This window comes from Ciceribacter azotifigens (assembly GCF_048159625.1).
In the GTDB taxonomy this organism is placed as follows: Bacteria; Pseudomonadota; Alphaproteobacteria; order Rhizobiales; family Rhizobiaceae; genus Allorhizobium; species Allorhizobium azotifigens.
On the sequence record NZ_JBLQTA010000002.1, the window covers coordinates 1 to 12938 of the forward strand.

Sequence of the window (12938 nt, forward strand, 5' to 3'; positions counted from 1 at the left end):
AACCAAGGTCGGCATGAGCGCATCCGTGATGTGGGCGGCAGTTCAGGTTAGCCCATCCAGTCCTCGAATGTCTCCTCTTGGCGCAAGGCTGCCCACCCCATGCCGGTATCGTTTGTCGGCATTTGCCGCCTGATTTCGAAACGTGGAGGGCAATCCCCTCCGCCGCCCTTTCTCACCCCTCCGTCTTCATCCGCTTGCGCACCAGGTGGGCGGCGAGCGTCCAGGCGAGTGCCCAGCCGGCGCCGATCGACCAGCCGGCGATGACGTCCGTCGGGTAGTGGACGCCGAGATAGACGCGGCTTGCGCCGATGATGACGGTGAGGAAGATCGCCGAGCCGAGGTAGAGCACTTTCTGGCTGGTGCGCTCCGCCATTTCGGCGAGCAGTGCCCCGAGCGTCAGGTAGACGACGGCCGAGATCGTCGCGTGCCCGCTCGGAAAGCTCGCGGTGAAGACGCGGGCGATGCCGGTGATGTCGGGGCGGGGGCGGTCGTAGAAGGATTTGAGCGTCGTGCTCATGATCGTCCCGCCGATCACCGAGAAGGCGACGAACCAGCCGGTCCGCTGCCGTCCGATGAGGAAGAGATGGATGACGACGACCAGCACGAGAATGGTCAGCACAGAGAAGCTGCCGAGCGCGGTCACGTCGCGGGCGGCCTCCTCGAGCCAGGCAGGTCCGATCGGATCGGCGGGATTTCCGGGCGTGCGCAGCGCCATCAGCACGCCCTCGTCGAGGCCGAGCGTCTCGCCCTCGCTCACCTCGTCGGCGATCATGCCGAAGGCGGCAAGCAGGCCGGCGACGACGGCGCCGGCAGCATAGGGGTAGAGCGAACCGTTGTTGATGCGAAAGGCCATTCGTCTCCTCGTCTTCGCTTGCCTGAGCCCGAACCTGCAGATGGCGGCGAACGGCGGGGAGGTCAAGGCCATGCCGACATCCGCCGTTCACCGGCACGCGGAATTGCGCTATGTCTGCGGATGAAAGCAAGGGGGAGGACGTGGCATGCTGAAGACGATTGCACAATCGCTGGCCTTCGGGCTCATCGGCCTCATCGGCCTGCCGATCCTGACCGGCATCCTGGCGCTGTCGCTCGGCTACCTCTTCGACCCACGTTGCGGCACGCCGGGCGATTCCGGCGGCTGCGAGATGGGGGCCGCGACCTCCGCCGTCGCCATGGCGCTGCCGGGTTTCGCGATCGGCGTCGGCATCGCGCTCTTCAGGGCGTGGCGGAGGAGCAGGTCCGGCGATCCGAGATGAATCTCAGACGCCGCCCATCTCGGCTTCCGGCGGCTTCGCCGGCTCGCGCACCTCGGTCATCGTCGCCTCGGTGAGCAGCAGGATACCGGCGACGGAGACGGCGTTTTCGAGCGCCACCCGCACCACCTTGGTCGGATCGATGATGCCCGCCTCCATCAGGTCGACATAGTCCCGTCGCCCGGCATCGAAACCATAGGCGCCGGAGCCCTGCAGCATCCGGTCGACGACGACGCCGTCGTCCACCGCCGAATTCAGCGCGATCTGCCGCGCCGGGGCTTCCAGCGCCCGCTTGAGGATCTGGACGCCGGTGCGCTCGTCGCCCGCGCATTTCTCCTCTTCCGCCGCCACCGTGCCGATGCAACGCAGGAGCGCCAGCCCGCCGCCCGGCACGATGCCTTCGGCGACCGCCGCCTTGGTGGCGTTGATCGCATCCTCGATCGCGTCCTTCTTCGCCTTCATCTCCGCCTCCGCCGGCGCCCCGACGCGGATGACGGCGACGCCGCCGGAGAGCTTGGCGAGCCGCTCCTCGAGCTTCTCCTTGTCGTAGTCGCTGGTGGTCTTGTCGATCTGGCGGCGGATTTCCTCGATCCGGCCCTTGATCCGTGCCGGATCGCCGGCGCCGCCGACGATCGTCGTCGTCTCCTTGTCGATGACGACGCGGGCGGCCGAGCCGAGCTCGGCAAGCGTCACGTTTTCGAGCTTGGCCCCCATCTCCTCGGAGATCAGCTTTGCGCCGGTCAACACCGCGATATCCTCCAGCATCGCCTTGCGCCGGTCGCCGAAGCCCGGCGCCTTGACGGCGCAGTTGTGGAAGGTGCCGCGGATCTGGTTGACGATGAGGGTGGCAAGCGCCTCGCCCTCGATGTCCTCGGCGATCACCAAGAGCGGCCGGCCGGACTTGGCGATCTGCTCGAGCAGCGGCACGAGGTCCATCAGCGCCGAAATCTTCCGGTCGAAGAGGAGGATGCGGGCATCTTCGAGCACGGCTTCCATGTCTTCCGCGCTGGTGATGAAATAGGGCGAGATATAGCCGCGGTCGAACTGCATGCCCTCGACGACGTTGAGGTGGGTCTCCGTCGTCTTCGCCTCCTCGACGGTTATGACGCCGTCGTCGCCGACCTTCTCGATCGCCTCGGCGATCAGCGCCCCGATCGCCTCGTCGTTATGAGCGGAGATCGCCGCCACCTGCTGCTTTTCGAGCGTCGTGGCGACCGGCCGCGAGAGCGTCTTCAGCGCCTCGACCGCGCATTTCGTCGCCCGGTCGAGGCCGCGCTTGATGTCGACGGCGCTCGCGCCCGCGACCACGTTGCGAAGCCCTTCGGAAAAGATCGCATGCGCGAGGATCGTCGCCGTGCTGGTGCCGTCGCCGACCATCTCGCCGGTGTTTTCCGCCGCTTCCCGGAGCATGCGGGCGCCGAGGTTTTCCTCGGCGTCCTCGAGGTCGAATTCCTTGGCGATCGTCACACCGTCATTGCAGACAATCGGCACGCCCCACTTCTTCTCGATCAGCACCGATTTCGAACGCGGACCGAGCGTGATCCGCACCGCGTCGGCGAGGAGGCTTGCCCCGCGCAGGATTTTCGCGCGCGCTTCGTCACGAAAGAGAACCTGTTTATGCGCCATGCCGGACGTCCTCGAAATGCCGGTAGGGCGAGGCCCGACGCCGGCGGCTGCGGGAAAGTCTGTTCCATCAGCACCTTATAACATTAGGCTTCTTCGAAGAACATTGATCCTGATCACGTTCGGGACGAAGCCTTCCCTGTGTCGCAAAGGTTGCAGTCGTGTCCGGGTGTCTCAATGTTTCCACCCAAAGTAGATTGTTAACATTCCCCCGCTAAAGAAGATGCGGGGGAATGCGCCCGTGCGCGGCGCGGATTGCGGCCGGGGGGCGTCAGGACCATGGAAAGGCACCTCTTCGGGCTTGATGGGCTGAGGTTTCTCGCCGCGTTGGCCGTGGTCGGCTTCCACTTTCTCTTCCGCGGCGAGGCGGTCGGCGACCTGCCACAGATGGATCTGCCGGAGCTGCTCAAGAGTGCCGCGGCCTACGGCTATCTCGGCGTCAGCATCTTCTTCATCATAAGCGGCTTCGTGATCCTCTATTCCGCCGAAGGCCGCACGCCGCTCGAATTCTTCGTCTCGCGTTTCGTCCGCATCTATCCGACCTTCATCGTGATGATGACCGTCACCGCGCTCGTCGTCGTCATTGCCGCCAATCCGCGCTTCGAGGTGAGCCTCGAGCAGTACGGGGCCAATCTCATGGTCTTCTCTCTGCTGCTCGGAGAGCCATTCGTCGACGGCGCCTACTGGTCGATCGTGCTCGAACTCGTCTTCTACGGCTGGGTCTTCCTGCTGCTGGTCATCCGCCGGCTGGACGACATCGAGGCGATCGCCTTCGGCTGGCTGGCGCTCTCGTTCGCCAACGAGGCCTTCTTCCAGGTCCGTCTGCTGCTGGATGCGCTGATTACCGAATATAGCGGCTTCTTCGTCGCCGGCATCGCGTTCCAGCGTCTCGGCAAGGGCGTCACGCCCATTCGCCTTCTGCTCCTCGGCCTCTCGCTCTCATACGGCGTCTTCACGTCGCTCAGCGCCGCCTCCTGGTTCGAGGCCGAATACGGCAGTGCGCTGTCGCGACCGGTGATCGCGGTCGCCGTCCTTGGCGGGGCCGCTCTCTTTGCGCTCATCGCCCGCATGGACCTGCCGCGCCGGTTCTGGGGACCGCTGAAGCTCGCCGGCGGCGCCACCTATCCGATCTATCTCGTCCACCAGCATGTCGGCTATGTCGCAATCCCCCCGCTCGCGGCACTTGTTCAGCCGGAGGTCGCGATCCTCGTCTCCGTCGCCGGCATCCTCGCCTTCGCCTTCGCCTATCATGTGCTGGTGGAGCGCTCGGCCATGCCGGCCTTGAGAGCGCGGCTCTATCGCCTCCTGCAGCCGCTCGCCCCGGCGCTCGACCGCCGCGCGTCGTGAGGGGTTGAAAAATAGACTCGTCAAAATTGATAAATGAAAAGCTAATACAACTAAAAAGTTTACGTGCTGCGCGTTGTTTGCTATGCCTTTGTCGGTCAAACGGAGGGCACGGACATGTCGCAGTATGGCAAGGACGGCAGTGACGGCAAGGAAGGCAGCAAAGATGGCAAGGACGATGCCGCGCGGCTCGCCGGGATCGCGGCGATCAGCCTTCCTATGGAACGGTTCGGAGCGGGACGGGTGGATTTCAAGCGGCACTTCTTCCGCGTCGACCTGAAGCAGAAGCCGGACGCATCCGCCGATCTCCTGCGCAAGAGCGACGAGTACTGGCAGGCGGCCTCCGCCTACGGCCTCGTGGATTCGGTGACGCGGCTTTCCGACGGGTCGGTGCATCTCGTCCTGTCGCTGAAGGACGAAGGCGAGATCAAGGACCTCGTCGCCGCCGATCCGGGCATTGCGGCGGGCGCCTTCACCCTTAGCGGGCACACGAAGATCTGAAACCTGCCATGCGCGATGGTCCCGGCGACGAGCGGATTGTCCTGCTGCTGAACCTCGCGGAGCCGCTCGAACGGCTCTTGCGCGAAAACCTCGGCCGGCGGGGCCTCGCAAGCCGCTCCCTCGACACCGACGCGATCGTCCTCGGCGACATCCATGTCCCGATCGGCGATCCGGCGGGGGAGGGCTGGATCCGCCCGCGGGGTGCGATGCAGCCACTTTTCCTGAGCCAGGTCGCCGGCACGCTTGCCGATCTCGATCCCGGTGCATCCGGCGACGTCTTCTCCGCCTGCGAGCGCGCCGCCGTCCTGCACATGCTGCGCATGGCCTGCGGCAACCCGCTGAACCGCGGCACCTCCGGCAGCGCCTGCGCCTACATGGTCTCTCTGCCGGAACAATGGGCACGCTGCGCGCGGGCGGGGCTTGCCTGCCCGCAATGGCAGGTCCACGACGGCGGCACGCTTGCCGACGGCTGGCTTCTCGTCTCCGGTCTCTATGACCGCTCGCTGCGGCGTGTCGACGACGGCGAGGGCGAGGACGAGGTGCGGCTGGCGGTGCAAAGCCCACGCGGTGCAGCGGCGTGCTGCGCCTTCGCCGGCGATGTGCTTACGCTTCTCCGCCCCGAGGGCGACCGCCTGGTGGAGATGCACCTGCCGGACCGGGCGCTCGACGAGGTCGCGGAACTCACCGCCGCCGTCCGGCACGTCTTCGGCATTGACTACGGCGAGCTGGTCTTCAGCTATCTCGGGCAACCGGTCTTCTGGTCGGTCGTCCCGCAGTTTTCCCCGGACATTCTGGAGGGGCCGGCCGGCGATAGCCTTGCCGAGGCGTTGGCCGACATGGTGAGCCGATGACGGTGCTCTTTCGCGACGGCTGGACGGATCGCATGGGCCGAGCGCGGCAGTCCGAAGAGGCGCCGCCCGAGGATTTCGGGGCGCAAGCGACCGGTGCGCCCTTCCTCATCAGCGTCAGCGGCGATCCGACGGCTGCCGCCTTCCACAAGCGGGTGACCGATGAGGGCCTGCCGCTGCGCTGGGTGACGATCGAGGCGGTGGCGGAGGGCAGGCTTCCGCTTGGCCTGCTTGCCGAATGGATCGCGGCGGCGCCGGGCGTCTACATCCGCGACGGCTGGAGCGCCGATGCCGGCGGCGTGGCCCTGCGTGCCGTCGTCGCCGCCCTTTGCGATGCCCACCCGAACGTCATCCGCGCCGAAGAACGGAGCACCAACTGGTGCAAGCCCTTCCATGTCGCCGCCCTTGCAGCGGTGCCGCGCCGGGTCGTGCGGCTGCCGCCGACGCTGATGACGACGCGCCATGCGCTTGCCGGCCGGGTCATCAAGAACTGCAGCTCCGCCCCGAGCTTCGTCCTCGACGGCGACACGCTCTCCGACGTCTCCGAGCCGGTGCTCTCGCAGGCCCGGCTCCGCGGCCGGGAACTTCGGGTGCATGTGCTCGACGGCGTCTGCTTTGCAGTCGAGGTGGTGACGACGGCGCTCGACTACCGCAAGGAGGGCGGCGCCGAGATGCGGCCGGCGGCGATCGACGCGGCCCTTGCCGCCGACCTCTGCGACCTGACCGAGGCGGAAGGGCTGCGCTTTTCCGGCATCGACCTCATCCTGACCGGGGAGGGGCCCTTCGTCATCGAGGTGAACCCCATGCCCGGCTACCACGGCTACGACCTCGCCCCCTGGGGCGAGGAGAGTATCACGACCCGTCTCTACAACCGATTGTCGAGGGTGCCATGAAATACCGGATCACCGATGAGACCCGCCGGCTCGAAAGCGGCGAAATCCTCCACCGCGTCGTCCGCACCGACGGCGGAAGCGGCGGCTTCGTCCAGTCGGAAAAAAACCTGTCGCAGGCCGGCACCTGCTGGCTGCACGGCGATTCGCTCGCCTATGGCGAGGCGCGGATCGAGGAGGAGGCCCAGGTCTACGGCATCGTTTCCGGCTCCGCCGTCGCCCGCGGGCACGCCGTGATCCACGGCCGCCTGCACGGCCATGCCGTCGTCGAGGGCGACGCGAAGGTCTACGGCAATGTCGGCGGCAGCCACCACATCGGCGGCGACGAGGTGGTCTACGGCAATCTCGACTGAGGCCGGAAAGCGGAAATCCTCTACCGTTTCAGGCTGCCGAGGATGCCGCGCACCAGCGCCCGGCCGACGGAGGTCGCGACCGAGCGCGCCGCGCTCTTCATCGCCGCCTCCAGTACCGATTCCCGCTGGTAGCCGGAGCTGCGGCGGGTGCCGTTCTTCGCCGTCTTGGTTTGCTCTTCGGTCTCGTCTCCGAAGCCCGGCAGCGTCCAGCGGCCGCCGGCACTCTCCTTGCCCTCTTCCTCGGCACGGCGGGCGGCTTCCGCCTCTGCCGCCTTGCGCGCCCGTTCGGTGAGGATCTCGTAGGCCGATTCCCGGTCGGCATCGCGGTCGTAGACGCCGGAAACCGGGCTCGTTGCCATCAGCTGCTGGCGCTCGGCCGGCGTGATCGGCCCGAGCCGCGAGGCCGGCGGGCGGATGAGCGTGCGCTCGACCATCGAGGGAATGCCCTTGCCCTCCAGCGTCGAGACCAGCGCCTCGCCGGTGCCGAGCGCGGTGATCGCGGTTTCGCAGTCGAAGGCCGGGTTGGGGCGGAAGGTCTCGGCCGCCGTCTTCACCGCCTTCTGCTCGCGCGGCGTATAGGCGCGCAGCGCGTGCTGCACGCGGTTGCCGAGCTGCGCGAGCACCGTCTCCGGTACGTCGAGCGGGTTCTGGGTGACGAAATAGACGCCGACGCCCTTGGAGCGGATGAGCCGCACCACCTGCTCGATGCGGTCGACGAGCACCTTCGGCGCGTCGTCGAAGAGCAGGTGCGCCTCGTCGAAGAAGAAGACGAGCCGCGGCTTTTCCGGATCGCCCACCTCCGGCAGTTCCTCGAAGAGTTCGGAGAGCAGCCAGAGCAGGAAGGTGGCGTAGAGCCTCGGGTTCATCATCAGCTTGTCGGCGGCGAGCACCGAGATCGTGCCGCGGCCGTCGCTCGTCGTGCGCATGATGTCGGAGATCGCAAGCGCCGGCTCGCCGAAGAAATTCTCCGCCCCCTGCTGCTCGAGGATCAGAAGCCCGCGCTGCAGCGAGCCGACGGAGGCCTTGGAGATCAGCCCGAACTGGCTCGAAAGCTCGCTCGCATGCTCGCCCATGTAGTTCAGGAGCGCCTGCAGGTCTTTGAGATCGAGAAGCGGCAGCCCGCCCTGGTCGGCGATCTTGAAGGCGATGTTCAAGACGCCCTCCTGCGCCTCCGAGGCGTCCATCAGCCGCGAGAGCAAGAGCGGCCCCATCTCGGCGATGGTGGTGCGTACCCGGTGGCCCTGTTCGCCGTAGAGATCCCAGAAGATCACCGGCGCGGCGCGGAATTCGTAGGGCGAAAGCCCGATCGCCTCGGCGCGCTTCAGGAGGAAATCCTTCGCCTCGCCCTTAGCTGCGATGCCGGAAAGGTCGCCCTTGATGTCGGCGCAGAAGACCGGCACGCCGGCCTCGGAGAAGCTTTCGGCGAGGATCTGCAGCGTCACCGTCTTGCCGGTGCCGGTTGCCCCGGTCACCAGCCCGTGGCGGTTGCCGAACTTCAGCTCCAGATATTCCGGCTTGTTGAGGCTGTCGTCGGGGTTGCGGCTGGCGCCGATGAAAAGCTTTCCGTCAACAAGCATGGGGCCTCGTCTTTCGCGGGGGAGGGCGGCGCCCGGCATTCCCGCATTCATCCAAACAACAGGTTGTAACTATAAGGATAGTATGGAACATGACAACAGCCCGGTATTTCCCCCGGCGCTCACCTTGCGCTTCCCCGGCGCAGCCGACGCGGCGCGCGAAAAAGCCTGTGGGGAGCGGTTCCGGCGCTTGAGTTCACAGGCGGAATTAATTACGTTGACGTTCACGTCAGAATTTCAAACGGAGGCAGACCATGAATGAACTCGTAAACCGCATCGCCACCAATGTCGGCATCGACGCCGATGTCGCCGAAAAGGCGGTCGGAATGATGCTGGGCTTCCTCCAGCGCGAGGCGGCCGACGGCCCGGTCGCCAAGATGATCGAGGCGATCCCCGGCGCCGTCGACCTCGTCGCCAAGCACAACGGCGAAGGCCAGGGCAAGGGCCTTATCGGCGGACTGTTGAGCGCAATCGGCGGCGGCGGCATCATGGGGCTCGGCCAGCAGCTGATGTCGCTCGGCCTCGGCATGGGCGAGATCACCTCGCTCTCGCGCGAAACCATCGCCGCCGCCCGCGAATACGCCGGCTCCGAGGTGGTCGACGAAGTCGTCGCCTCCGTCCCGGGGCTCAGCCAGTTCGTCTGATCGGGGCGGAAACCTCCCGGAATGAACGAAACCGCCGGAGCGATCCGGCGGTTTTTTTTGGTGGGGGGTGGGGGCGTTCGCGGCGCACGCACAAACCCGCCGTCATGCCGGGCTTGATCCGGCATCCAGCGCGATCAAGTCCTTGATCGCGAAAGACTCTTTCGCGGCGCGGACGCGCCGCTGCTGGACTCCGGCTCAGGGCCGGAGTGACGGAGGAGGTGGAGGCGCGCCATTCTCAGTGAAATCCGCCTATAATGTGCGCCTGACATCCAGGCCTCCGCATCGGTAGTGATCTTTTGCCGCGCGTTTCACGCAGACGTTTCGACGAAAGCCAAAGAACCGTATAATATTCTACCGATGGTAGGAATAGACCTGCCGACACTACAGCGGCAATCTCGAGGCAGGAGGAAGAATGACTTTCAAGTGGTTCGTGGCCTTTATCGTCGGAGGGGCAATCGTCGCATACTCACTATGGCGCTTCCACGCGCTGACACCGATGATGGTGGCAGCACAATCGAGGCGGAAATCGACTTAGCGAAACGCCCGAAACCGTTCAGACAAACCGAGCCACCTCTGATGACCTGTCGCCTTTTCCTGCCTGCCTTCCGCTCTCTCATTCTGCTTGTTGCGCTGCTCGGATGCATCCCTGCCTCAGCCCAGCAGGCCATGGTTCCGGAACCGGACAATGACAGGGTGAAGACAGTCGGCGTCTATGTGCACCCGCCTTTCGTGACGAAATCGGGCGACAGCTATGGCGGCATGGCAATCGACCTGTGGGAGCTTGCAGCCGGCAGGATTGGGATTGCCAGCCGTTACGTCGAATATGAAAACATCGGGGAGCTGGTCAATGCGACCGCTTCCGGGGCGGTCGATATCGCCGTCAGCAACATGACGGTCACACGCGAACGGGCAGAGCGCATCGATTTCACGCATCCATGGTTCGATGCCGGACAGCGCATTCTGGTCCGGCAGGATGGCGGCGCGAGCGCAGGCGACCTGCTGCGAGGGCTGAACGAATCCGGCCACCTCCAGACCTATGCGGGCATCGGGATCCTTATCCTTCTCGCAACCATTCTCGTCACGTTGTTCGACCGCAAATTCGACCAGGATGCTCCGAAGCGCTGGCGCGATGGCATCGCCGAGAGCTTCTATACGGTCATGTCGGTGGCGACATCCGGCAAGGCCCCATGGCGCAAGAACCTGTTTGGCTGGGTGGGCCGGATATGGCAGGGCCTGTGGCTTGTCTGCGGCATCGCGGTGCTTGCCTATGTCACCTCATCGGCAACCAGCGTGATGACCGCCCTGACGCTGACCAACCAGATCAATTCGGTGGCCGATCTTCCCGGCCGGGTTGTCGGAGTTCAGCCGGGCAGCGTGTCTGAAGATTATGCGCGGCAGGCGGGCCTCAATACACGGCCAGTCCAGCATATCGAGGAGGCCGCCGATGCGCTTGCAGACGGTGCGGTCGACGCCGTCCTGGGGGATGCTCCGGTGCTGGAATATTATACGCACAACAACCCGGGGCGGGGGCTGACAGTGGTCGGGCCGATCTTTGCGCCTGACAAATATGCCTTTGGCCTGCCGAATGACAGCGCACTGACGCGCCCGCTGTCGGTTGAGATCATCGGACTGCATGAAAGCGGCCGACTTGAGGAAATCAGGACACGATATTTCGGCAACGAATAAGCAGGCATTGAGGCCGCGGCACACCAGAAACGCGGCGAAGAAGTTGTGTATGGGGTAACTACGCCGGCGGCGTTACCGCGCACTGGGTATTTCGACCCAGCGGAAGGGCAGCAAATCGCCGCCCTTCGCCAACAAACCGACAATCAGCTCACGGTTCCAACTCGGTCGACCGATCAAGGCCCCCTCAATCCCACCTCGGCGCCAGATGCGCCGGACTGACGATCCGTCCATCCGGGCGGGCGAGTGCGGAGATCGCGTCCATCTCCTGCGCGTCGAGGTGGAAGTCGAAGACGGCGAAGTTTTCGGCGATGCGGCTTTCCGTCGCCGTCTTGGTGAGCGCCACCACGCCCTGCTGCTGCAAGAGCCAGCGCAGCGCCGCCTGCGCCGCCGTCTTGCCGTGGCGGGCGCCGATGTCCTGCAACAGCGGCTCCTTCGGCACGCGCCCGTCGGCCATGGCGTAATAGGCGGTGATCGCCATGCCGTAGGAGCGGGCGGCGGCGATGACCTCCGTCTGGTCGAGATAGGGGTGGTATTCCACCTGGTTGGTGACGATCGGCGCTTGCGAAAGCGCCACCGCCTCGCCCATCAGCGCGCAATTGTAGTTGCTGACCCCGATATGGCGCGCCTTGCCGGCCTTCACCACCTCGTTCAGGCAGCCGATCTGCTCGGCAAGCGGCACCGGGCTCCTCGGCCAGTGCAGGAGCAGCAGGTCGACATAATCGGTCCTGAGCTTCTTCAGGCTCTCGTCGACGGAGGGCAGGAAATCCTTGCGCGCGAAGCGGTCCACCCAGACCTTGGTGGTGAGGAAGATCTCCTCGCGCGGAATGCCGGAGGTCGCGATCACGTCGCCCACCTCCGCCTCGTTGCCGTAGATCTGCGCGGTGTCGACGTGGCGAAAGCCGGTCTTCAGCGCGAGCGGCAGGATGCGGATCACGTCGGGGCCGGGCATCCGGAAGGTGCCGAAGCCGAGCGCGGGAATGGCGGCGCCGTTGGCGGAAACGATCTGCATGGGCTTCTCCATGGTCTTGCGGCGGCATCGGGCGGATTGGGGCCATGGTCGCGGTTTTTGGCCGCCGGATCAAGGCCGCCCGCCCGTCAGGACCGAGACTTCGCGAGAATGCGAAAGGTTCCGTTTACGCCGTTTTAAGCAGGTCCGCCGAAGCCCGCTTGTCTTCACTGAAGATTAAGGGGCTTTACCTCCAATGCCCCTGAGATTGGAGTGGTGTTTATGTCTCTTTCGGCCAGATTGTTTTCCGTTTTCCTGTTTCTTCTCGTCTCCGCAGGTGCCGTCAATGCCGCCGAGTGGGTCGCCGCCAAGGTGAGCCAGCCGGTGCAGTACACGCTCGACAACAAGAGCTGGACCGCCGTCACGGTGGGCACGACGATCCCGAACAAGGCCCTGGTCGTCACCGGCGCGCGCGGCCGTCTGGTCCTCACGCGCAACAAGGAAAGCATCACCTTCCAGCCGAACAGCCTCGCCTCGATCACCACCTCGGGCTTCTTCGTGCGCAAGACCGAGGTCGCCCAGCAATACGGATCGATGCTCTTCGACATCGAGACGCGCGGCGTGCCGCACACCTCGGTGCAAACGCCGTTCCTGGCGGCCGTCGTCAAGGGCACGAAATTCGAGGTCAGGGTCGACCGCACGAAGGCCTCGGTCGGCGTCGAGCGCGGCCTCGTCGAGGTCACCGGCTTCGCCCGCGGCGAGCAGACCCATGTGAGCCCGGGCCAGCGAGTCAGCGTCGATCCGAAGAGCCGCAGGGCCATGCAGGTCGTCGGCGTCGGGCCGAAACATGCCGTCGTCGCCGTGGGGCCGAAAGCGGCCAAGGTCGCCGTGCTCGGGCCGAAGAGCCCGAATGCGATCGCCGCGGCGGCTGAGAAGACGAACAGGGCCGATAATACCGGCAATACCGGCAATACCGGCGGCGACGAGGCCGCAGCGACCACCGGCACAGGCAATGCCGTTGGCGGCAATGCGGGCGGCGGCAAGGGTAACGCTGGTGGCAATGCCGGCGGCAACGGCAATGCCGGTGGCAATGGTGGCGGCAATGGCAACGCCGGTGGCAACGGCAATGGCGGCGGCCACGGCGGCGGCCAAGGGGGCGGTCACGGTGATGACCACGACGGCCACGGCGGCAAGGGTGGCGATGACCATGGCGACAAGGGTGGCGATGACCACGGCGGCAAGGGCGGCCACGGCAAAAAGCCCCCGAAACACGGCTGAC

14 protein-coding genes are annotated in these 12938 nt (G+C 65.7%); 10 read left to right on the forward strand and 4 right to left on the reverse strand.

The genetic code is table 11. The annotated features are described in order from the left end of the window. Window positions 1–172: 172 nt before the first annotated feature. Window positions 173–853 (reverse strand): phosphatase PAP2 family protein, encoded by a 681-nt coding sequence (locus ACM6UT_RS02905; protein WP_416795877.1) that lies wholly within the window; start codon window positions 851–853, stop codon window positions 173–175. Window positions 854–998: 145 nt separating this feature from the next. Here ACM6UT_RS02905 and ACM6UT_RS02910 point away from each other — a divergent pair, with 145 nt between their 5' ends. Beyond that, window positions 999–1253, forward strand: coding sequence for a hypothetical protein (locus ACM6UT_RS02910; protein ID WP_416795878.1), 255 nt, complete (start codon window positions 999–1001; stop codon window positions 1251–1253). A 3-nt stretch (window positions 1254–1256) separates the two neighbouring features. On the opposite strand, the gene groL is transcribed toward ACM6UT_RS02910, so the two are convergent. Further along, window positions 1257–2876, reverse strand: a complete 1620-nt coding sequence (groL, locus tag ACM6UT_RS02915) for a chaperonin GroEL (RefSeq protein ID WP_416795879.1) — start codon at window positions 2874–2876, stop codon at window positions 1257–1259. Between the two features lie 276 nt (window positions 2877–3152). On the opposite strand from groL, the gene ACM6UT_RS02920 reads away from it, so the two are divergent. The 5 genes from ACM6UT_RS02920 (at window position 3153) to ACM6UT_RS02940 (ending at window position 6809) form a co-directional block, all read left to right on the forward strand. Next, on the forward strand, window positions 3153–4220 hold the full coding sequence (locus ACM6UT_RS02920) for an acyltransferase family protein (RefSeq protein WP_416795880.1): 1068 nt from the start codon (window positions 3153–3155) through the stop codon (window positions 4218–4220). Window positions 4221–4334: 114 nt separating this feature from the next. Then, entirely contained in the window at window positions 4335–4718 is a 384-nt protein-coding gene (locus ACM6UT_RS02925) for a hypothetical protein (protein ID WP_416795881.1), read from the forward strand. Between the two features lie 8 nt (window positions 4719–4726). Further along, window positions 4727–5569 carry a hypothetical protein gene (locus ACM6UT_RS02930; protein WP_416795882.1) on the forward strand — a complete coding sequence of 281 codons (843 nt, stop codon included), beginning with the start codon at window positions 4727–4729 and terminating at the stop codon, window positions 5567–5569. Further along, window positions 5566–6459: an ATP-grasp domain-containing protein gene (locus ACM6UT_RS02935; RefSeq protein ID WP_416795883.1), complete on the forward strand. Its 894-nt coding sequence runs from the start codon at window positions 5566–5568 to the stop codon at window positions 6457–6459. The genes ACM6UT_RS02930 and ACM6UT_RS02935 overlap by 4 nt, the downstream gene beginning before the upstream one ends. Further along, on the forward strand, window positions 6456–6809 hold the full coding sequence (locus ACM6UT_RS02940) for a hypothetical protein (protein ID WP_416795884.1): 354 nt from the start codon (window positions 6456–6458) through the stop codon (window positions 6807–6809). The genes ACM6UT_RS02935 and ACM6UT_RS02940 overlap by 4 nt, the downstream gene beginning before the upstream one ends. 20 nt (window positions 6810–6829) lie before the next feature. Here ACM6UT_RS02940 and ACM6UT_RS02945 read toward each other — a convergent pair whose 3' ends face one another. After that, window positions 6830–8386, reverse strand: coding sequence for a helicase HerA-like C-terminal domain-containing protein (locus ACM6UT_RS02945; RefSeq protein WP_416795885.1), 1557 nt, complete (start codon window positions 8384–8386; stop codon window positions 6830–6832). 82 nt (window positions 8387–8468) lie between these two features. Here ACM6UT_RS02945 and ACM6UT_RS02950 point away from each other — a divergent pair, with 82 nt between their 5' ends. The 3 genes from ACM6UT_RS02950 to ACM6UT_RS02960 all read left to right on the forward strand — a co-directional run bounded on the left by ACM6UT_RS02950 (window position 8469) and on the right by ACM6UT_RS02960 (window position 10713). Then, window positions 8469–8645, forward strand: coding sequence for a hypothetical protein (locus ACM6UT_RS02950; protein WP_416795886.1), 177 nt, complete (start codon window positions 8469–8471; stop codon window positions 8643–8645). Further along, a complete protein-coding gene (locus ACM6UT_RS02955; RefSeq protein WP_416795887.1) occupies window positions 8638–9027 on the forward strand; it encodes a hypothetical protein in 390 nt (129 codons plus the stop codon). Before ACM6UT_RS02950 ends, ACM6UT_RS02955 begins: the two co-directional genes overlap by 8 nt. Before the next feature lie 288 nt (window positions 9028–9315). Continuing rightward, entirely contained in the window at window positions 9316–10713 is a 1398-nt protein-coding gene (locus ACM6UT_RS02960; protein ID WP_416795888.1) for a transporter substrate-binding domain-containing protein, read from the forward strand. Between the two features lie 184 nt (window positions 10714–10897). Here ACM6UT_RS02960 and ACM6UT_RS02965 read toward each other — a convergent pair whose 3' ends face one another. Then, window positions 10898–11722 carry an aldo/keto reductase gene (locus ACM6UT_RS02965; RefSeq protein ID WP_416795889.1) on the reverse strand — a complete coding sequence of 275 codons (825 nt, stop codon included), beginning with the start codon at window positions 11720–11722 and terminating at the stop codon, window positions 10898–10900. 219 nt (window positions 11723–11941) lie between these two features. On the opposite strand from ACM6UT_RS02965, the gene ACM6UT_RS02970 reads away from it, so the two are divergent. Next, window positions 11942–12937: a FecR domain-containing protein gene (locus tag ACM6UT_RS02970; RefSeq protein WP_416795890.1), complete on the forward strand. Its 996-nt coding sequence runs from the start codon at window positions 11942–11944 to the stop codon at window positions 12935–12937. Window position 12938 lies beyond the last annotated feature (1 nt).

Excerpts from the sequence above, each read along its gene's own strand:
- groL (WP_416795879.1), bottom strand. The coding sequence starts at position 2,876 with ATGGCGCATAAACAGGTTCTCTTTCGTGACGAAGCGCGCGCGAAAATC.
- ACM6UT_RS02920 (WP_416795880.1), top strand. The coding sequence starts at position 3,153 with ATGGAAAGGCACCTCTTCGGGCTTGATGGGCTGAGGTTTCTCGCCGCG.
- ACM6UT_RS02935 (WP_416795883.1), top strand. The coding sequence starts at position 5,566 with ATGACGGTGCTCTTTCGCGACGGCTGGACGGATCGCATGGGCCGAGCG.
- ACM6UT_RS02905 (WP_416795877.1), bottom strand. The coding sequence starts at position 853 with ATGGCCTTTCGCATCAACAACGGTTCGCTCTACCCCTATGCTGCCGGC.
- ACM6UT_RS02965 (WP_416795889.1), bottom strand. The coding sequence starts at position 11,722 with ATGCAGATCGTTTCCGCCAACGGCGCCGCCATTCCCGCGCTCGGCTTC.
- ACM6UT_RS02930 (WP_416795882.1), top strand. The coding sequence starts at position 4,727 with ATGCGCGATGGTCCCGGCGACGAGCGGATTGTCCTGCTGCTGAACCTC.
- ACM6UT_RS02970 (WP_416795890.1), top strand. The coding sequence starts at position 11,942 with ATGTCTCTTTCGGCCAGATTGTTTTCCGTTTTCCTGTTTCTTCTCGTC.
- ACM6UT_RS02940 (WP_416795884.1), top strand. The coding sequence starts at position 6,456 with ATGAAATACCGGATCACCGATGAGACCCGCCGGCTCGAAAGCGGCGAA.
- ACM6UT_RS02945 (WP_416795885.1), bottom strand. The coding sequence starts at position 8,386 with ATGCTTGTTGACGGAAAGCTTTTCATCGGCGCCAGCCGCAACCCCGAC.
- ACM6UT_RS02910 (WP_416795878.1), top strand. The coding sequence starts at position 999 with ATGCTGAAGACGATTGCACAATCGCTGGCCTTCGGGCTCATCGGCCTC.
- ACM6UT_RS02925 (WP_416795881.1), top strand. The coding sequence starts at position 4,335 with ATGTCGCAGTATGGCAAGGACGGCAGTGACGGCAAGGAAGGCAGCAAA.
- ACM6UT_RS02950 (WP_416795886.1), top strand. The coding sequence starts at position 8,469 with ATGGAACATGACAACAGCCCGGTATTTCCCCCGGCGCTCACCTTGCGC.
- ACM6UT_RS02955 (WP_416795887.1), top strand. The coding sequence starts at position 8,638 with ATGAATGAACTCGTAAACCGCATCGCCACCAATGTCGGCATCGACGCC.